The organism is Streptomyces lanatus (genome assembly GCF_014655715.1).
GTDB lineage: Bacteria > Actinomycetota > Actinomycetes > Streptomycetales > Streptomycetaceae > Streptomyces > Streptomyces lanatus.
Genome location: NZ_BNBM01000004.1, coordinates 370,225 through 389,017, shown reverse-complemented (window position 1 = coordinate 389,017; position 18,793 = coordinate 370,225). Strand labels below are relative to the sequence as shown.

Sequence of the window (18,793 nt, the reverse complement as noted above, 5' to 3'; positions counted from 1 at the left end):
CCTTGGTCAGGACGCGTTCAGGACCATGCCCGTGAACACCGGCGCCCCGGGCACCGGCTCACCGTCGTAGTCGACCGGCTGGAGGCGGACCGACTCGGTCTGCTCGGCGACCTGGTCCTTCACCGTCGGGATCGTCAGCTCCGTCGATGTCCTGCCCGCCTCGATGTTGAGCCAGAGGGGAAGCCCCTCCACCTCGGACAACGGCCGCTCGGGGTCGGGGGACTGGCCGGTGGTCTCCTTGAGCCAGCGCGGGTCCACGTCCTTCGTCGACAGCTCCCGTCCTTCGGTGACCGGCAGTACGGCGTACGCCGCGTCGATGGTGATGTCGGCGACCGAGGACAGGGAGACCCGCCACTTCAGCGGTTGCCCCTCGGTGACACGGTCGGCGACCGGGGTCACGGACAGCGACGGCATCGGGTCGTCGTTCTTCACGGTCACCCCGCCCAGGTGGGCGCCGACCACCGCGGTGCGGACCGCCTTGACGAACACGTCCTGGCCGGAGTCCTCGCCGTAGCGGGTGTTGCCCTCGACCTTCACCGGTACGTCGATGGTCTGCGCGCCCGCCCGGACCGTCACCAGCCGGTCCGTGACCCGGCCCGTGACCGGGTCGGTGACGAACAGCCGTACCTGGCCGCTGCCCCGCCCCGACACCTCCACCGGCACCCGGTAGGTCCGTACGCCCGAGTCGCCCTCCTCGACGGTCAGCCGGCCGATGTCGACCCGGGCGAGCGGAGCCTCCCGCACCGCGGGCGTGCCCGGCCGCCAGGCCCAGGCGTCCATCAGCCAGGCCTTCCCGGAGCGCGTGCGCGGCGTCAGCCCAAGCGACTTGATGTGCCGCAGGTCCAGCGCGGCCGCGTCGTCGGCGCCGATCGGCACCCGCACCTCGCGGGCCCAGTACGAGGAAGTCCGGCCGGTCCCCGGCAGCCCGTCGACCTTGACGCGGCCGAGGGTCCGGTGTCGCCCGGCGGCGTCGGTGACGGAGACGTCCAACTGGGTCCCCGTGGTGTTCGGCGGCACGAAGACGCGCAGCGCCAGCGCCTTCGAACCGGCCAGGGACAGCGGCCGGTCCGGGGTGATCCGGGCGGCGGAACCGGCCGCGGACCAGCGCAGCGCGACCGCGCGACGCCCGGGCTCACGGTCGGTCTCCCACTGCGCGAAATGCGGTGAACCACCCGTCGTCTCCGACGACAGACACGCCCTGGCCGTGGACGGATCGACCGCCGAGCACAGCCGGGCACCGCTCACGGTGACCTTGCCGTCCGGCAGGAAACCGGCACCGCGGCGGGCGCCCACCGCATGGGTGAGGACGCGCGCGGGGTCGGCCGACGGCGCGCGCCGGCCCGAGCCGTCGAGCAGCGGACGCACCCGGTCGTCGCCCGCGACGAACAGCCGTGTCGCCGCCGCGATGTAGGTCGCGCCGGCCTTGTGCTGCTGGTCGGCGGTGAGCCGGGTCCTGGTGCCGGGAGAGCAGACCGCGTCGCGCTCCCCCTCGTCGGTCCAGAAGTCGTCGTCGGCGGGCGCCACGGCCTGGCCCGGCGTCCACTCACTGTTGAAGAAGTTGTGGTTGGCGCCCACCACATAGACCGCGCTGTGCAGCGCGGCACCCCGGCTGATCTGACGGGTGCCGTCGACGTACACCTCGCCCTGGAGGTCGGAGACATCGCCGTCACAGCCCGGCAGGATCGTCATCGACGGCACGTCCGGGACCGGGTTCTGGCCGAAGATCGTCGGGCCGATGAGCACGGTGCCGCGGATGTGCCAGCGCACCGGGCCGCTGGAGCCGTCCTGCGCGGCGGGCGGCGGGTAGAGGCTGTCCATCGCGGCCCGGTTGACGCCCTCGCCGCCGCGCGAGTGACCCACGAGCAGCACCCGGTTCAGGTCGGCGCGGGGCGCCTGCCGTACGGCCGCCGGGGCCGTGTCCGGGTGGGCGGACCAGTCGGCCCAGCGGGCGAGATGCCGCCGCACCAGCGAGGAGCGGGCCTGTGCGCCGCCGTCCTCGGCCCGCCAGTCCTGGCCGTTGATGCCGTTGGCGGAGATCGACACCGTCACATAGCCCTGGGAGGCCAGCAGACGCTGGTCGCGGAGATAGCCGCGGTGGCTCGGTATCGGCTTGGAACCGGTCGCGCAGGGCCAGTCGCCGGTGGTGTCGCCCTGCGGTGTGTAGCAGGTGGAGTGGCGTCCGTGCAGGAACAGGGCGAGCGGACGGCGGCCCTCGGCACCCTTCGGCGCCACCACCACGGCCCGCATCTCGACCGGCTCCGGGAATCCGGGCAGCCGTACGGGGGTCACGGCGTACTCGCCAGTGACGGTGCGGTAGCTGCCCGGCTTGCCGGGGTCGACCTGGTTCGCTGGCTGTTGCTGCGGGACGGTCACCGGTGAGCGTGCGCCGGAGGTGGTGTCGGGCGCGTCCAACCGGCGCCCCGCGGCCCGTACTTGAAGGTCCCGCACCGAGTCCAGCCGGACCCCGTCGAGGCCGAGTCGGAACGTCCGGCCGTCCTTCGCCGGTGCCGGTACGCCGAGCGGACGGTCACCGTCGTAGAACTCGACCCGGGCGTCCCCCATGGGCACCCGCTCGTCGGCCCGCCACACCAGCTTCCGCGCCGATCCCTCCCCGGTGATGCTCCAGTCCGGCGGCAGCCCTTCCGGGTTGTTCGCCGACGCCCTTGCCCCGGGCGCCTGTTGAGCCTGAGCCCACCCTGGCGACGATCCCGCGATCGCGAGCACCGCCAGCGCGGTGACCCCTATTCGCCGGGCACGATTCACGTGCCCCTCCTTCCGTTCGCTCCGGGACCGACGGTCCCGGGCCCTCAACCGATGAGGACGGAAGGTGTGAGTTGTGCGTTGCCTGTGACCACCGGGAAAGGCGAGAACCGGCCCATAGGCAGGACTGTCCGGGCGCCCGATGGGAAAGGCCACCCCAATGAGCCGAACTCCGCTGCGCCGCGCCGCCATTGTCGGCACCGGTCACCGCGCCCAGACCTTCACCCGGTCGCTCGCCGCCCGCCCCGACCACCTCGTCGCCGCCCTCTGCGACCCCAGCCCCACCCGCATGGCCTTCCACAACCGCCTGCTCACCGAGGCCGGCGAACCCACCGCCACCCAGTGGGAGCCCGACCGGTTCGCCGAGCTGCTCGCCAAGGAGGACATCGACGAGGTCGTCGTCACCACCGTCGACGCCGAGCACGACCGCTACATCGTCCCCGCCCTCCAGGCGGGTTGCCGCGTCGTCACCGAGAAGCCGATGACCGTCGACGCCGCCCGCTGCGCGCGCATCCTCGACACCGTCCGGGACACCGGGAACTCCCTCACCGTGGCCTTCAACTACCGCTTCAACCCGGTGCACGAGAAGGCGCGCGAGCTGCTCGCCGACGGCGCGATCGGCGAGATCCTCTCGGTCCACTTCGAGTGGCTGCTCGACGTACGCCACGGCGCCGACTACTTCCGGCGCTGGCACCGGGAGAAGGACCGCAGCGGCGGTCTGATGGTGCACAAGTCGAGCCATCACTTCGACCTGGTCAACTGGTGGCTCGCGGATGAACCGAGCGAGGTCTTCGGCTACGGGCGGCTGGCCTTCTACGGCCCTGAGGCGGGCGAACGCCACGGCCTGTGCCGGGACTACGACCGCGCCCACGGCGCCGACAGAGCCGCCGACGACCCCTTCGCCCTGGACCTTGCGGCCAACGACACGCTGCGCGCGCTCTATCTCGACGCCGAGGGCGACGACGGATACGTCCGTGACCGCAATGTCTTCGGCGGTCCCGTCACCATCGAGGACGACATGTCGGTCCTCGTGCGCTACACCAAGGGCGCCACGATGACGTACCACCTCACGGCGTACTCCCCGTGGGAGGGCTACCGGGTCATGTTCAACGGCAGCGCGGGGCGGCTGGAACTGGAGGTGGAGGAGAGCCGCTGGCAGCGGCCCACGACCCGGATCGGCTCGGACAGCGGCGCGCTGCACGGGGACACCGCCGCCGAGCACGCGGGCGGGGCGCGACTCACGCTGCGTCCGCTGTGGCGGCCTCCGGTGGATGTCCCCCTCGTGACCGCCCACGAGGCGCACGGCGGGGGAGACCCACGGATGCTGGACGCGCTGTTCGGCCCGGACGGTGCCGAGCCGGTGGCGCATCCCACGGCCACCGAACGTGACGGAGCGCTCGCCCTGGCCGTCGGGCTCGCCGCGAACCGCTGCTTCGAGACGGGACGGCCGGTCGCCGTAAGGGAGTTGATCCCAGGGCTCTCAGAAGGGCCGGACGGTCAGGTCCAGGCCCGGTAGGGCTCGTCGACCAGCTGGAACACCGGCTCGCTGCGGACCGGGTCCTTCGCCGTCGACAGCCGGACCCGGTCCCCGCTGTGGATGCCGATGGGCGGGCCCATCACCCGGCCCCGCACGACGAACCCCTCGGCCATCTCGACGAGCGACACATTGCGCGCGGCGGGGGTGTTGCGGTGCACCACCGTGGAGTGGCGGACGGTCCCCACGCCCTCGCTGCGCTCCGTACGCAGGTCGCTGCCCTGGCACACCGGACACAGCAGCCGCTGGTACATCGCGGTACCGCACCAGCCGCAGCGCTGGAAGACGATGGCCTCCGCCTCGGGGGCCGTGCGTTCGAGCACGCCCGCCGCGAGGCCGACGGTCTGACGAGCAACGCCTGCTGATTGCTGGTACACGCTGGTCAACTCCCTGCACTCGGCCGGAATCCCACGTGCGCGGGTCACCCGGGCACGCGCATGCCCGGTTCACCGTGCCACCGTGCACACCGCAAGCGTATGGCACTCAGTGCCACACGTAAAGGCACTCCGTACCCTGAATCTCAGTCGCTCCCGAGCGTGGCCTCGATCTCCTGGACCACGCGCCACAGGGGGGCGCCGCGCCGCGACACCACGACCACGACGTCGTCGGGCTGCTCGGCACGGGCAGATGCCCGGGGAGGAGCGGCCCCGGCGGCGGACTGAGCGTAGGTGGACTGCACATACCCCAGCGCGTGATCCACCCCGGCACTCGCATCGCTCTGCCCGTCCGAACGCAGCCAGGACCGCAGCGCGTTGTTGTGCGCCGCGACCACGGCGGCCGCGATCACATCGGCCTGCAGTGTGCCGTCCCGCCGCCCCGCGAAGCGCTCGCGCAGATACTCGGCCAGGGCGCGCTCATAGCGCCAGACGACCGACAGCTCGTACGCGCGCAGCCCGGGCACCTCCTTGGTCAGCCGGTAGCGCTGCACCGAGAACGTCGGGTTCTCGGCGTACATCCGCAGCACCAGCCGGGCCGCGTCGCACACCCGCCGCACCGGCTCGTGCTCGTCGCCGCTCGCGGCGAGGAAGGCCTCCATGTCGGCCAGACAGCGCTCGTGGTCGGGGAAGACCACGTCCTCCTTGGACGGGAAGTAGCGGAAGAACGACCGCCGTCCGACGCCGGCCAGCGTCACGATGTCGTCCACCGTCGTCTGCTCGTAGCCCCGCTCCAGGAACAGCTGGAACGCCGCCGCGACCAGGGCGTCCCGCATCGGGGGCTTCGCGCTGATGGAGCTCATGGACGGAACGTAGCACCCAGAGATGCCTGAATGGCACTCGGTGCAGCCCGGACAGGGAACTGAGTGCTCCCCCTGCCCCGGCCGATCGGATATTTGTCCGGCCGACACCCGCCCGCATACGATCACCTGCCGCCGCAGCCGAGGAGTCACAGCCGAGGAGCCACAGTCATGCCGCCCGCCCGACCCCGCGTCCTGTACGTCACCGACCTGGCCTACCCGGCCCGCGGGCGCCGCTACTGCGACGAGGACATCCTCCTCACCTCACGGCTGCGCGACGACTTCGACCTCGCCCTGTGCCACCCCCGGGACGCGGCCGCGCTCATGGACGCCTTCGACGCGGTGGTCGTCCGCAACAGCGGGCCGGTCCTGACGTACCAGGACGCCTACGACGTCTTCCGCCGGCGCGCCGCCGAAGCCGGGACGCGCGTGTACAACCCGCTCTCCGGCAAGGCGGACATGGCCGGCAAGCAGTACCTGCTCGACCTCACCGCGGCCGGCTACCCGGTCATCCCCACCGTGGACTGCCCCGAGGACCTGCACCGCCTGCCGGAGACCGACCGCTATGTCGTCAAGCCGAAGCTCGGCGCCGACTCGATGGGGCTGCGGATCGTGCCGTCGGACGGCGTGCGCGAGGCGATCGACGGGGACGTCCTCGTCCAGCCCTGTGTCGACTTCGCCTACGAGGTGTCGTTCTATTTCGTCGACCACGACTTCCAGTACGCCCTCTACGCGCCGCACACAGACCGGCGCTGGCAGCTGGAGCCGTACGAACCCACCGCCGGCGACCTGGAGTTCGCCCGGCGCTTCATCGAGTGGAACGGCCTCGACCACGGCATCCAGCGCGTGGACGCCTGCCGCGCGCCGGGCGGCGAGCTGCTGCTGGTCGAACTGGAGGACCTCAACCCCTATCTCTCCCTCGACGCCCTGGACGACGCGCGACGCGACGCCTTCGTCACCGCTATGAAGGCCTCCCTGCACCGTTTCCTCGCCGCGCCCGCGGACCCCGCGGCGCGCTGAACCGGCGGGGCGCGGGCCCCGTATCTCTCCTCGGGGATTGGCGAGCCCCGTGCAGACGGGGACGGAAGGAGAGCGGTGTGTCCACACGGCCCGACCCCGGGGAGCCGGAGCCGGACGACGGCACGGTCCTGGAACCGATCCGCGTCCTGCGTCCACGCCGCACCGACGCCCTCGCGGAGCTGTTCAGGGAGTGGGAGGAGGACCAGGGTGGCTACGAGAGCGTGGCCGTGCCCGACATCGAGGACGCGACCGAGGAACTGCCGGCGGTCGCCGAGGTGGGACGGGGGCGGGGGCCTGCAAGCTCCGGACCCGGCTTTCGCCGCACGGCCATCGCGGTTGCCGTGACGGCGGCGGCGGTCATCGGCTTCGGCGGCGCACTCGTGTTGACCAGCCGCGATGACGACACCGCGGCCCGGGAACCGGGGCCCTCCAAGAGCGCCCCCGCCGAGCCCGAGCCGACTGCCTCCGAAGATCCCCCCGGTGATCCGGCCTGCACCGCGTCCTTCCGGACCGTCAACAGCTGGCAGGGCGGTTTCCAGGGCGAGGTGACGGTGACCAACGCGCCCGCCGCCTCGGCCTCCGGCTGGACCGCGACGGTCGTACCGCCCGACGGTGTCCGCCTCACCCAGGTCTGGGACGGCACCCTCTCCAACACCCCGGACGGCAGGGCGACGGTCTCCAACGCGTCGTGGAACGGCACCCTCGCGCCCGGAGCCAGCGTCAAGTTCGGGTTCCTCGCCGACACTTCGGACTCGTCCGGGGAGCCCTCGGCGACGGTCACCTGTGCGGCGACGGCCGGCGCGTCCTGACCCGCGGCGTGGCTCAGCGCCCGCGGTCGACCAGCGCCTGGGACACCGCGCGCACGCTGCGGGCGATGTGCTGCAACTGCATGACCTCGGCCGCGTACAGCTTGATGGTGTGCTCGATGACCGACTCGGGCATGCCGAGCGCGGGCAGGTCGGCCCGCGCCGTCTGCAGGGCGGTGCGCGCGACCCGGATCTCGTTCTGGACCTGGATCTGCGCATGCCGCGCCAGCAGCACGGGGTGGCGGATCAGCGCCGGATAGCTGGCGTAGCGGGCCGGCACCAGCTCGCGCAGCCACTTGGCGGCGGAGCGTTCCCAGTCGTAGGAACCGGGGGTCTTGACCTGGCACGGCCAGTCCGGGCTGATGCGCGTCGTCGTCAGGGTCATGGTCATCGCTTCCGGGTGTGCGGCGTCGTCTGGGGTGTCCGACGGGGTCGGGGCGGCCCCGGTCTAGGGGATGACCGGGGCCGCCGCCACGGGCGCTCGCGCAGGCGATGCCCGACCGAACAGCCCGAACGCCGACGCGGGTAGGAGACGGCGGCCACGGCTGCTCGCGGAGGAGCCCGGAAAGACAGGCGGCTGTCGCACGACGGATGGGGTGACGTGCGCATGAGCGGACCGGCTGCTTTCGGCGGGCGGATGTTGCGTGTGCAGTATTTATATATGCCGTCTGCTTTGCAAGGAGCATGAAAACATTCATGCGCGCTTTGTTGTGAAAGTTGCCCCTGTGAACCACTTTGGCCTGGGTTCAGTCCCGGAGGAAGAAGTGGTGCTGGTCGGAGATGTGCTCGTACTCCTCCAGGCGGCCCTGGGTACGCTCCGGATCGGCGTCGGTCATGGCCTGCAGCAGCGCGGCGGCCATCACGCCGGGCGCGGCGTAGGAGTCGAAGACCAGCCGGGAGCCGGTGCCGGTGGCGAAGACGACGTCGGCCGTGTCGGCCACGGGCCCGAGCGCCAGGTCGGTGATCAGGGCGACCTTCAGCCCGGCGCTGCGCGCGACCTGCACGGCCGTCAGTGTCTCCTGCGCGTGCCGGGGCATGGAGAACGCCAGCACCCAGGTGCCGCCGGCCTCGCGCGACTGGAGCAGCGCGTCGTAGGCGGTACTGCCGCCCCGGTTCACCAGCCGTACATCGGGGTGGATACGGCGGGCGGCGTAGGCGAAGTACTCCGCCAGGGACGCCGAGATGCGCAGCCCGAGGATCGTCAGCGGGGTCGACGCCGAGAGCTTGCGGCCGATGTCGATGACCTGGTCGGGGTCGGCGAAGTCGCGCCGCAGGTTCTCCAGGTTCTCGATCTCCGCGTCCACGGCGGACTGGAGTTCATTGGCGCCGTTCTCGTCCGCGGCGACGGGACCTCCGGCGAGGGTTCCCAGGGCGATCGACTGGAGCTTCTCCCGTAGCGCGGGGTAACCACTGAAGCCGACCGCCGCGGCGAAACGGGTCACGGACGGCTGGCTGACACCGACCCGGTCCGCCAGATCGGTGATCGACAGGAACGCGGCCTCTGTGATGTGCTCGATCAGATACTGGGCGATGCGCCGCTGCCCGGGGGAGAGCCGGGGCTGGTCGAAGAGCGTCCTGAGCTGGGAAGTCGGCGATGCCTCGGTCTCCGGGACCGTTTTTCCCGAGGTGATGGCGGATGCCTGTGCGCGCGCCTGCTGCGGCGATGGCACCGGTGCGCCTCTTTTGTCTCCCACAGTGCCTCAACATAGCTCACACACCGTGTCGACCAGCCCCGCAGTCAGCGACGGTAGATCGTGATCGAATGACCGACCGTGTCGATCGGCCGGCTGCTGTCGATCAGCGCGGCCAGCCGCCCGGTCGCCTTGGCCACCGAGGAGTCCGACACCACAAGCAGCCCCCGTACCTCGTCGACGGGCACCTTGCGCGGATCGGCGGCCCGGATGCCGTAGTACGACGGCACCCCACTGCCCTTGTAGACCAGCCAGATCCGCTCGCCCCGGTACTTCTCCCGCAGCCGGTCGGCGAGCCTGCCCAGGTCCTGACCCCAGTCCACATTCGAGTCGTGCAGCCGCAGATGGGTCCTGGCCGGACCGCCGAACGCCTCGTTGGAGTACGGCAGATAGTAGGGAAACGTCCGCACCGAACTGGCGGCGACGAACAGCACCATCGCCCCCGCCGCGACCGGCGCCCACCGCCACCGCACCGCGAGCACACACCCCGCCGCCACCGCCAGGAACATCGGCGTCTGGACGGCGTAGCGCGTGCCGAAGTCCCGCGACCCGAGCATGGCCGCGCCGAGCAGCACGGCGGCGGGCAGCAGCACATACGGCGCCGCGGGCCGCAGACGTCGTACGGCCACCAGCGCGACCGCGCCCGCCACCCACAGGGCGAGCATGCCGAGCGGGGTCTTCACCAGCAGCGCGGCCGGCAGGTAGTACGAGAGCGAGCCGGTGTAGAGCCGCCCGAACAGATAGCCCTGCCACGGGTAGTCCTCGAAGTCGAACTGGACCCGCATCCCGTCCCGATAGGCCTCCGGGAACGGCAGCAGGTCCACGGCGAGCCCCCGCAGCCCGTGCACCGCGGGAACGGGCTGTTCCGGCACCCAGCGCAGCCGCGGATCGACCATCAGATACGACACCCATACGACGGCGATCGCGGTCAGCGTCACGACAGCGGCAGCGAGGACCGCGCGCTTGAGGGCCCGTCGGCGGGACGCGCACCAGACCGACAGTCCGGCGAGCACGATCAGCGCCGGGATCGCCGCCAGCGTGCTCATCTTCGTCGCCAGAGCCGCGCCGAGCGCCGCACCTGCCAGGGGGACATAGAGGCGCGGCCGGAGACGGGCCCGCCACAGCAGCCAGACCGACGTCAGCACGAACCCGGCCGCCGGGACGTCCAGTGTGGCGAGGGAGCCGTGCGCGATGACGTCGGGGGAGAAGGCGTACAGCCCGAGCGCCACCAACCCGGCTGCCACACCGGCGAGTTCACGGGCGAAGGCGAACACGACAAGACCGAACGCGAGGGTCAGGGCGATGATGGGCAACCGGGCGAACAGCATCAGTCGCCAGGGGTCGTTCCCCGACTCGTACAGCAGATGCCGGCCCAGCTGACCCTGATCGCCGGTGAAGGACGAGTCGACGGTCGGAGCGGCGAGTGCCACTCCGACGCCGATGACCAGCTTCCCCAGCGGCGGATGCTCGGGGTTGTGGACAACGCGGTGCTCGTGGAGGTACTCGGCCGCCGTGCCGACGTACACGGGCTCGTCGATGGTCGGCGTCTGCTGGAGGGCGGTCGTCACCATCGCGACCGCCATCTGGGCCAGCAGCACGACCACGAGAAGTGGCACGACGAGGCGCCGCGGGCGGCGGCGGTCGGGTAGGGCGTCCAGGGTTGGGGCCGGGACTGCTTGCTGTTCGAGCGTCATCGTCCGCTCCGCGGCGCAGCCGACCGCGAGCTGGCGGAAGCTGATCCGGAGCCGACCCATGGGCCCACTCTGCATCAGCTCCCGCCCGAGTCGCCGCTACCGCTTCAGGAGTCGTACCGACAGACCATCCGTCGTGTAGACGGGTACGGCCCGCAGCGTGTCGGAGTTCAGCTCGATGCGGTCGAACTGGCCGCGAAGCCGCCGCGCCTCGATCACCGGGACCGTGGTCCCCGCGACCGGCGGGCGCTCCGCGTCGAGCCGCAGCGACAGTACGCCGCCCAGCACGACCCGCCCCGACACCTCCAGGGCCGGACCGTGGTTCTTGCGGAGCAGCAGCTCCAGCCGCGTGTCGCCCTGCTGGACGTAGGAGCCGCGCACCCGCAGCACCTTGTCCGCGCGGAGGGCGCCGCCCGTCACGCGTACGTCGCCCTGGCCGAGCGCGTTGGCGGAGGCCGCGACCAGCGTGCCGCCTTCGACGACGGTGCCGCCGTGGTAGCGGTTGTGCCCGGTCAGGGTGAGCGTGCCGGTGCCGCGCTTGGTCAGGCCGCCCTCGCCTCGGATGTCGTTGCGCCAGCTGTCCGCCGCGCCGAAGCCGCCGGCCGCCGCGTCGAGGGTGACCGTCACGTCCGCGTCGAAGGCGCCGTAGCCGTCCGCCGCCGTGAACAGGTCGAGCCGCCCCCACTGCTCGAAGCCGTCCAGCAGGACGTACCCGGCGGGCAGCGCGGTCGTGCGCAGCACCTCACGGCGCTGGGCCGCCGTCAGATACGGCTGGCGCGTCTCCAGCAGCACCTCGGCGCCCTTGGGCACGGTCAGGTCCGTGTCCCGGCCGCGTCGGGTGAGCACGTACGTCAGCTTGGGCTTCACCGTGCGGGCGTTGGCGTCCCGGTCGGAGTACGGGTCGGAGTCGGGACCGGCCGAGTGGGCGTGGGCGTACAGCGTGTCGGCCGTCGTGCCGGTCTTCTCCTGGAAGTAGGCGAGGGCCTGGGCCCGTGCCGCGGCCTTGAGCTCGGCGTTCGCCGGGTCGGCCAGCGTGGCGGCGGCCAGGGCGGTGGCCATGACGCGGCCGCCGATGACGTCGACCGCGGAATGCATGCCGGACACGATGCGGTCGTGGCTGAGGTCGAACGCCGTGGTCACCATCTCCTGGAAGCGCTCGGGCACGGCGTACGCGTAGGCCAGGGAAGCGAGGTGGATGGCGTTGGTGTGACCGCTGGGGAAGCCGCCGTCCTCGGCAGGGGTCTCGCCGCGCTGCCGCAGCAGCTGCGGGGCGACGATCACCTCCGACTCGTAGACGGGGAAGCCGAACGCGTCCTTCTTACCGGTGTCGACGACCTCGCTGTCCTCGTTCATCCGCCACGGACGCGGGTACTGGAAGGCGAACTTGGCCGGGTTGCTGGAGGCGAAGGGGCCGCGCACGGTGTCGACCAGCTCGGCCACCTTGCCGAGCTCCGAGTCGTGCGAGCCCGCGCCGACCGCGGATCCGGCCGGGGCGTCGGCGGGCAGCGAGTCGCTGATCTTGCCCGCGGGAGTGCCGTCCGGTGCGCTGGTGATGGACGTGACCGCCTTGGCACCCGCCTTGTACAGCTCGGCCAGCGGGCCGAGCCCGGCGATCACGGAGTAACTCTGGTGCTGGCGGTCGGTGATGAACGCCTGCTTCGCCTCCGCCTCGGTGCGCCGTGCCGTGATGTGCGCGCAGTAGCGCATGTTGGCGCGCAGCACCTCGGGCATCAGCGGCGTGCCGGTGTTCCAGGCGCCGCCGGTCTTCCAGACCTTCGCGAAGCCGCCGAGGATCCGGACGACCGCGTTGGTCTCGGGCGTCTGGTTCGCGGTGACGTTGGTCTTGTAGTCGTCCACGAACGCGGCGGGGTTCGTCGCGGCCTTGGCGTCGGCGGCGGGCAGCCAGCCGGCGAAGGCGGGCACGGCCACCAGGGCCGCCCCGCCTGCGACGGAGGTCGCGAGAAAGCGCCTTCTATTGAGGGTGAGGGCGTGGCCTGTGGCGGATGACGGCATGCGTGCCTCTCTCGGAGTTCTACGGCCCTACGGCCGGAAAGAGATCGAATGAATCGACTCGACCGACTGGAGCGCGGGAGACGCATGAGGCGCACGGGATCGAGTCTTACGAGCGAAGATCTACGGGCGAGTTGTGTCGGACTCGGGATGGCCCGGCGTCCGGCAGGTGTCACACAAGTGAACGGGCGAGCGCCACGGCCCCCTCGACCGGCGGCACTTCCAGGGGGCGGGGCTTGGCTCCCGGCACGCTGTCGGCGAGCGAGGCGGCGAAGGCGTCGTACAGGACGGACTGCGCGAGGATCGTGCTGCCTGCCACCACCACGTCGTCCACCGGGACCCCACGGGCGGCGAGTTGCCCGACCAGCGCGGCCAGTGAGCGCCCGCCCTCGTCGATCACCGCACGGGCGAGCGGTGAACCGGCCGCGGCGGCGGCGAACACCACCGGTGCGTGCCGGCCCCATTCCGCCGAGGGGCTCTTGGCGCTCTCCATCGCCGCGCCTAGCGCGGGTACTTCGGAGACCCCGAACGCGTCGACGAGCCCGAGTGCGAGTGCGTCGGGCTCCTCGCCGAGGTCGTGGGAGGCCCATACGGCCCGTGCGGCCTCCCGGACCAGACCGGCCGAGCCGCCCTCGTCGCCGAGGACCGCGCCCCAGCCGCCGACCTGGACCGGGGTGCCGTCGGCCAGCCGGCCGACCGCCACGGATCCGGTGCCGGCGACCAGGCCGACGCCCTTGTCCAACCCGGCTGCGGGCACGAGGAGTTCGGCGTCACCCACCACCAACGCGGGTGCGTCGAAGTGGAGTTGGAGCGCGGTGCGGATCTGCGCGCACTGGCGAGGTGTCTCGCAGGCGTGCCCGCCCACGGCGAGGGCGGCCGGGCGCATCCCCTTCGGCAGGGCGTCGGCGACCAGCGCGGCAAGCCAGCCGGCGGCGGCCACCGGGTCGTGCGGCCGCCAGCCGCTGCTCGTGCGGACATGGTCGGCGACCAGGGCGCCCCCGGCATGCGCGCGGAGATGCGTCTTGGTGCCGCCCACGTCGATGCCGACCAGGACAGGGTCGGACAAGGGGGTGACCTGCACGGATCCTCTTTCGTCGGTGCGCTGTGTGCTGCGACGGCGGGCGAACCGTGCCGGAGGGCAAGACAGTTGAAGAACTAGGGAAGCCCCGGGACGGGCCTCTGGACGGACCACGGCAGGCGAGTACCGTGACGTTCGTTAGGAAGTTAACTAACGAAGTACAGTGCGTGTCAATAGGCGTCCCGCAGTCGGCTTCCCGGGCCTTTCGCCCGGGTCGGCGACGCGTGCCGCCAGGGCAACCCATCGCCGCCTTCCGCCGAGCCGATCGGCCCGGGAGAGCAGCCTGTCACCTGGGGGAACTGTGGAAAACGACGTGGTGAGAGTCCCCCGTCTGACCGAGAGCGCCAGCCATGTATTCGCCGTGCTGGCCCAGGCTGGCACGGCGACCCGGCCGCAGCTCGCCAGCCTCGCGCGGCTGTCCAAACCGACGGTCTCGGCAGCCGTCGCAGAACTGGAGGGCGTCCGGCTGGCCGCACACTCCGGCACCGCCTCCAGCGGCACGGGCCGCAACGCGGCCGTCTACCGCCTCGGCCCGGCCGCCGGTGCCGTGCTCGCCGTCGACCTCGGCCCCGCGCTCACCCGGGTCCGCGGCTGCGGCCTGGACGGCACCCTGCTCGCCGAGGCCACCGGGCCCCGGGACGAGGCCGCCGACGTCGTGCGGGACGCGCTCTCGGCGCTCCCCGTGGACGCCCCGCTGCGCACGATCGTCGTGGCCGTCGGTGATGTCACCGCCCCGCAGCGGATGCGCCCGGCCACCGCCAAGGCGGGGCCCGTCTTCGACGCGGTGGCCGTCGCGCTGCCGCCCGGAGTGCCCGTCCACCTGGAGAACAACGTCAACTGCGCCGCGCTCGCGGAACTGCACGAGGGCGCGGCACGCGGCCGGCACACCTTCGGCTATCTGCGGATCGGCGTCGGTATCGGTCTCGGCATCGTCGTGGGAGGCCAGGTGCTGGCCGGGGCGAACGGGGCCGCCGGAGAGCTCGCCCGGCTGCCCTACCCCTGGGACGACGATCTGGAGCCCCGCCACGAGGCCCTGGAGGAGTACATCGGGGCCCGTTCCCTGCTGCGCCGGGCCGCCGAGGCATGGCCGGATACCGACGGCGCGGGGCCCCGCACGGCCGAGCAGCTCTTCGCGCTCGCCGGACAGGGCAGTGCCCCGGCCTGCGCCGTCGTCGCCCGGCACGCCGTGGACGTGGGCCGGCTGGCCGCCGCCGTGACCGCCGTACTGGATCCGGGGCTGCTTGTGCTGGGCGGCAGCACCGGTGCGTTTCCGCAGCTCCTGCCCGGTGTGCGGGCCGAGCTTGAGCGGCTGAGCTGGCCCACCGAGGTGGTCAGCAGCCAGGTCGGTGATCTCGGCACCGTGGTGGGCGCGGCCCGCCTGGCGGTCGCGAGAGGAGTCCAAAACGTGACCGAGGCGGCGCGAATGAAGGATTGACGGTTTCGGACTCGGTCTGCCAATGTCCGGACAAGCGCTTTCTAAGTCGGCCGGGACGCCGGCTTGGGGCGAACATCCCGCCCGTACTTCGATGTACGGCAACCGCACGAGGGCGTGCCCGTGCGGTGACGGCCAGGACGGCCGGGGAGCTCGCCCCGCGTGGATGACGCGGCCGGGCGAGGCCGTGCCCCCGGGAAGTGATTTTTCCTGCAAAATGCACCCGTGCCGCCTCGGTCGGCGCCGTGCTCCGTCCCCTACCACGAAAAAGGGATCGAAGATGACCACTGTGGGTGTGCGGCGCTCCCGCCGACTCGGCCGCGGCGCCATAGGCCGCCTGGTTCCCCTCGCTGCCGTGGCCACGGCAGGTGCCCTGCTCCTCTCCGCCTGCGGTTCGGGTTCCGACTCGGGCGGTACCTCCAAGTCGCTGACGTTCTGGATCTCCACGGTGCCGGGCCAGGACGCGGGCTGGAAGAAGATGGTGGCGCAGTACAAGAAGGAAACCGGCGTCGACGTCAAGCTCGTCAACATCCCCTACGACGGCTACACCACCAAGCTGCACAACGCCGCGCAGGCGAACTCTCTGCCCGACGTGGCGGCCGTGCCGGCGCTGGACCCGATCTGGTCGAACAAGCTGATCGACCTCAGCTCCATCGCCAACAACAAGACCAACAAGATCAACGCCAACTTCCTCGCCAAGGACTCGTCCGGGAAGGTGCTGTCCATCCCCTCGGACGTCACCGCGTCCGGCATGTTCATCAACAAGTCGCTCTTTGAGAAGGCCGGCGTCTCCTTCCCGACCTCGCCCTCGAAGACCTGGACCTGGAAGGACTTCATCGCGGCGGCGAACAAGGTCCGCGAGAAGACCGACGCCAAGTACTCCCTGACCTTCGACCAGTCGCCGTCCCGGCTGCGCGCCATGGTGTACGAGATGGGCGGCAAGTACGTCCACGCGGACGACTCCGGCAAGTTCTCGGTGGACGCGGCGACGAAGAAGGCCGTGAACTACTTCGTCGGCCTCAACGACGACAAGACCATGCCGAAGTCGGTGTGGACCAGCGGCGCCGACCCGTCCGCCATGTTCCAGAGCGGTGACGTCGTCGCCTACTGGTCCGGCGTGTGGCAGGTGCCCGCCTTCGCGGAGAGCATCAAGAAGTTCGAGTGGGCGAGCGTCCCGACTCCCGCCGAGCCCGTGCAGGCCAGTGACGTCAACAGCGGCGGCATGACCGTCGGCTTCAACAACAACGGCGACGCGGCCGCCGCAGCGACCAAGTTCCTGTCCTGGCTGTACGAGCCGGCCCACTACCAGGCGCTGTGCGAGGCCTCCGGGTTCCTGCCGGTCGAGAGCGGTCTGAGCCCGAAGTACCCCTTCAAGTCCGAGGCGGCGCAGGCGGCGTTCAAGCTCTACAACGAGTCGATCCCGCTCTACGACCCGATCTCCGGCTACTTCAACAGCGCGCAGACGAACTGGGTGCTGAAGGGCAAGAGCCTCACCGAGGACCCGACCAAGACGGAACTCGGCAAGGCGATCAACGGCCAGCAGTCGGCCGACAAGGCCCTGGAGAACATCGTGGCCGGCTACAACCAGCAGGTCGGCGGCGCCTCATAGGCCCCAGGGCCGGGCGGTGGAGTGCGACGCCGCCGCCCGGCCCTGGACTCCCACGTGATGCCGGGCTCATGGAGTGAGCCCACCGGAACCCAATCCACCAGCACGGAGTCAGGAAGATGACAAAACGCGCCTCGGACGTGTCCGCGAGCCCGCCCAGGAGACGCAGTAAGTACACCCTTGCGCCGCTCGTCCTCATCGCGGCCAACGTCGTGCTCTTCGCGCTGTTCTTCGTCTGGCCGGCGGTGATCGGGCTCGTCTACTCCTTCACGAACTACACGGGTGTGGGGGCGTTCCAGTTCGTCGGACTGGACAACTACAGCAACCTCTTCGGGGACTCCACCTTCTACGACGCGCTGAGCCGGACGCTGCTGTACGCCGTGCTCGTCGTTCCGCTGAACTTCGTGCTCTCCCTCCTCGTCGCCAACCTGGTGGTGAGCAAGCAGGCCAAGGGCTCGTCGGTCGCCCGTGTCATCTTCTTCATCCCGTGGCTGATCTCGCCCATCGTCGTGGGCGTCCTGTGGCGGTGGCTGTTCGGCGAGAACTTCGGACTGATCAACTACGTCATCGAGAAGCTCGGCGGGGACGCGATCGCGTGGCAGTCGAACGCGGACCTCTCGCTTGGCGTGGTCGTGATGGCGGGCGCCTGGTGGGGAACGGCCTTCTCGATGCTGCTGTTCATCGCGGCGATCAAGAACGTGCCCACCTCGTACTACGAGGCGGCCTCCCTCGACGGTGCGGGCCCCTGGCGCCAGTTCATCAGCATCACACTGCCGAGCATCGCGCCCACGTCCTTCATCGTGATCCTGCTCAACACGATCAACGCGATGAAGGAGTACCCGCTCTTCCTCGCCCTCAACAACGGCGGACCGGGAACGTCGAACAACCTGCTCGTCCAGTACATCTACCAAACCGGCTTCAAAACGGGCCAGATCGGCTACGCGAGCGCCGCGTCGTTCGTGCTCATGCTCATCCTGATGGCCGTCGCGATCATCCAGCTGATCGTCAACCGGCGGATGGAGAACCGATGACAACCACAGACCTTCCCCGCCCGGTCGACGCCGATCGCGGACGGCCCGTGTCCAAGAAGCGGCCCCGCGGCGCGGGCCGCGGCGGGCTCCGGGGGGCGGTGTCCGCGACGACACTGCTGTGGATCCTGGCGTGCCTGTACGGGTTGCCTGTGCTGTGGTTCGTCCTCAGCTCCTTCAAGCCGGCGGGAGATCTGTTCTCCCTTCCGCTGACGCTGGTTCCGCACAACCCCACCCTGTCGGGTTACGAGGCGGCGTGGGACAGCGCCAATTTCTCCCAGTACTTCATCAACACGGCCATCGTGTGCGTGATCACGACGATCCTCACGGTGGGGGCCAGCTGCTGCACCGGCTACGCGCTGGCCAAGTACGACAACAAATGGCTCAAGTTCTTCTTCCTCTGCATCCTGGCCACCACGATGCTGCCGTCCGAGGTCATGCTCGCCCCCGAGTTCCTGGTCGTCCGCGACCTCGGTCTCTACAACTCGTTCGGCGGCATCATCCTCCCGGCCGTGCTCACCGCGACCGGATGCTTCATGTTCCGCCAGTTCTTCCTGACGGTCCCCGACGAACTCATCGAGGCCGCCCGTATCGACGGGGCGCGTGAGCTGTCGATCTTCCTGCGGATCATGGTGCCGATCTCCCGGCCCATCATGCTGACCCTCGCCATCCTGTCGTTCCAGTGGCGCTGGAACGACTACATCTGGCCGCTGCTGATGCTCAACGACCCCGACAAGTTCACCGTGCAGATCGGCATCCAGAGCCTCGTCGGCGCGCAGAACATCAACTGGTCGGTGCTGCTCGGCGGCTCGGTCATCTCCATGATCCCGCTGATCGCAGTCTTCCTGGTGTTCCAGCGCTACGTCATGAACGCTGACATCAACGCCGGACTGAAGGACTGAC

Annotated in this window: 15 protein-coding genes; 7 read left to right on the top strand and 8 right to left on the bottom strand. The window is 70.7% G+C overall.

The genetic code is table 11. The annotated features are described in order from the left end of the window. Nucleotides 1-6: 6 nt before the first annotated feature. Nucleotides 7-2,763: a S9 family peptidase gene (locus tag IE325_RS13700; protein ID WP_190070108.1), complete on the bottom strand. Its 2,757-nt coding sequence runs from the start codon at nt 2,761-2,763 to the stop codon at nt 7-9. Between the two features lie 157 nt (nt 2,764-2,920). Between IE325_RS13700 and IE325_RS13695 the strand changes: the two genes are divergently transcribed. Continuing rightward, nucleotides 2,921-4,276, top strand: a complete 1,356-nt coding sequence (locus IE325_RS13695) for a Gfo/Idh/MocA family protein (protein WP_190070107.1) — start codon at nt 2,921-2,923, stop codon at nt 4,274-4,276. Here IE325_RS13695 and IE325_RS13690 read toward each other — a convergent pair. Together IE325_RS13690 and IE325_RS13685 are read right to left on the bottom strand one after the other, a co-directional pair. Next, on the bottom strand, nt 4,258-4,671 hold the full coding sequence (locus IE325_RS13690) for a Zn-ribbon domain-containing OB-fold protein (protein WP_190070106.1): 414 nt from the start codon (nt 4,669-4,671) through the stop codon (nt 4,258-4,260). The two genes, IE325_RS13695 and IE325_RS13690, sit on opposite strands and share 19 nt — an antisense overlap. A gap of 143 nt (nt 4,672-4,814) precedes the next feature. Further along, on the bottom strand, nt 4,815-5,504 hold the full coding sequence (locus IE325_RS13685; RefSeq protein WP_190070348.1) for a TetR family transcriptional regulator: 690 nt from the start codon (nt 5,502-5,504) through the stop codon (nt 4,815-4,817). 195 nt (nt 5,505-5,699) lie between these two features. On the opposite strand from IE325_RS13685, the gene IE325_RS13680 reads away from it, so the two are divergent. Together IE325_RS13680 and IE325_RS13675 are read left to right on the top strand one after the other, a co-directional pair. After that, a complete protein-coding gene (locus IE325_RS13680; protein ID WP_190070105.1) occupies nt 5,700-6,548 on the top strand; it encodes an ATP-grasp domain-containing protein in 849 nt (282 codons plus the stop codon). A gap of 77 nt (nt 6,549-6,625) precedes the next feature. After that, nucleotides 6,626-7,357, top strand: a complete 732-nt coding sequence (locus IE325_RS13675; RefSeq protein WP_190070104.1) for a cellulose binding domain-containing protein — start codon at nt 6,626-6,628, stop codon at nt 7,355-7,357. Nucleotides 7,358-7,370: 13 nt separating this feature from the next. On the opposite strand, the gene IE325_RS13670 is transcribed toward IE325_RS13675, so the two are convergent. The 5 genes from IE325_RS13670 to IE325_RS13650 all read right to left on the bottom strand — a co-directional run bounded on the left by IE325_RS13670 (nt 7,371) and on the right by IE325_RS13650 (nt 13,827). Then, nucleotides 7,371-7,745 (bottom strand): hypothetical protein, encoded by a 375-nt coding sequence (locus tag IE325_RS13670; RefSeq protein ID WP_190070103.1) that lies wholly within the window; start codon nt 7,743-7,745, stop codon nt 7,371-7,373. Between the two features lie 355 nt (nt 7,746-8,100). After that, nucleotides 8,101-9,024, bottom strand: coding sequence for a MurR/RpiR family transcriptional regulator (locus IE325_RS13665; RefSeq protein WP_190070102.1), 924 nt, complete (start codon nt 9,022-9,024; stop codon nt 8,101-8,103). Nucleotides 9,025-9,092: 68 nt separating this feature from the next. Continuing rightward, the gene (locus IE325_RS13660) at nt 9,093-10,799 is read right to left on the bottom strand and encodes a phospholipid carrier-dependent glycosyltransferase (protein ID WP_373315155.1); all 1,707 of its coding nucleotides are present in this window, start codon (nt 10,797-10,799) and stop codon (nt 9,093-9,095) included. A gap of 36 nt (nt 10,800-10,835) precedes the next feature. After that, nucleotides 10,836-12,749, bottom strand: a complete 1,914-nt coding sequence (locus tag IE325_RS13655) for a phosphatase PAP2 family protein (RefSeq protein WP_190070101.1) — start codon at nt 12,747-12,749, stop codon at nt 10,836-10,838. A 169-nt stretch (nt 12,750-12,918) separates the two neighbouring features. Further along, entirely contained in the window at nt 12,919-13,827 is a 909-nt protein-coding gene (locus IE325_RS13650; protein ID WP_190070100.1) for an N-acetylglucosamine kinase, read from the bottom strand. 310 nt (nt 13,828-14,137) lie between these two features. On the opposite strand from IE325_RS13650, the gene IE325_RS13645 reads away from it, so the two are divergent. The 4 genes from IE325_RS13645 to IE325_RS13630 all read left to right on the top strand — a co-directional run bounded on the left by IE325_RS13645 (nt 14,138) and on the right by IE325_RS13630 (nt 18,792). Then, nucleotides 14,138-15,259, top strand: coding sequence for an ROK family protein (locus IE325_RS13645; RefSeq protein WP_229911806.1), 1,122 nt, complete (start codon nt 14,138-14,140; stop codon nt 15,257-15,259). A 277-nt stretch (nt 15,260-15,536) separates the two neighbouring features. After that, nucleotides 15,537-16,865 carry an extracellular solute-binding protein gene (locus IE325_RS13640; RefSeq protein WP_190070098.1) on the top strand — a complete coding sequence of 443 codons (1,329 nt, stop codon included), beginning with the start codon at nt 15,537-15,539 and terminating at the stop codon, nt 16,863-16,865. 116 nt (nt 16,866-16,981) lie between these two features. Next, a complete protein-coding gene (locus tag IE325_RS13635; RefSeq protein ID WP_190070097.1) occupies nt 16,982-17,893 on the top strand; it encodes a carbohydrate ABC transporter permease in 912 nt (303 codons plus the stop codon). Then, a complete protein-coding gene (locus IE325_RS13630) occupies nt 17,890-18,792 on the top strand; it encodes a carbohydrate ABC transporter permease (protein WP_190070096.1) in 903 nt (300 codons plus the stop codon). The genes IE325_RS13635 and IE325_RS13630 overlap by 4 nt, the downstream gene beginning before the upstream one ends. Nucleotide 18,793 lies beyond the last annotated feature (1 nt).

Bases quoted from the DNA above. Each gene is read 5' to 3' on its own strand.
- IE325_RS13630 (WP_190070096.1), top strand. From the start codon at position 17,890: ATGACAACCACAGACCTTCCCCGCCCGGTCGACGCCGATCGCGGACGG.
- IE325_RS13635 (WP_190070097.1), top strand. From the start codon at position 16,982: ATGACAAAACGCGCCTCGGACGTGTCCGCGAGCCCGCCCAGGAGACGC.
- IE325_RS13655 (WP_190070101.1), bottom strand. From the start codon at position 12,749: ATGCCGTCATCCGCCACAGGCCACGCCCTCACCCTCAATAGAAGGCGC.
- IE325_RS13685 (WP_190070348.1), bottom strand. From the start codon at position 5,504: ATGCGGGACGCCCTGGTCGCGGCGGCGTTCCAGCTGTTCCTGGAGCGG.
- IE325_RS13680 (WP_190070105.1), top strand. From the start codon at position 5,700: ATGCCGCCCGCCCGACCCCGCGTCCTGTACGTCACCGACCTGGCCTAC.
- IE325_RS13660 (WP_373315155.1), bottom strand. From the start codon at position 10,799: ATGGGTCGGCTCCGGATCAGCTTCCGCCAGCTCGCGGTCGGCTGCGCC.
- IE325_RS13670 (WP_190070103.1), bottom strand. From the start codon at position 7,745: ATGACCATGACCCTGACGACGACGCGCATCAGCCCGGACTGGCCGTGC.
- IE325_RS13695 (WP_190070107.1), top strand. From the start codon at position 2,921: ATGAGCCGAACTCCGCTGCGCCGCGCCGCCATTGTCGGCACCGGTCAC.
- IE325_RS13640 (WP_190070098.1), top strand. From the start codon at position 15,537: ATGACCACTGTGGGTGTGCGGCGCTCCCGCCGACTCGGCCGCGGCGCC.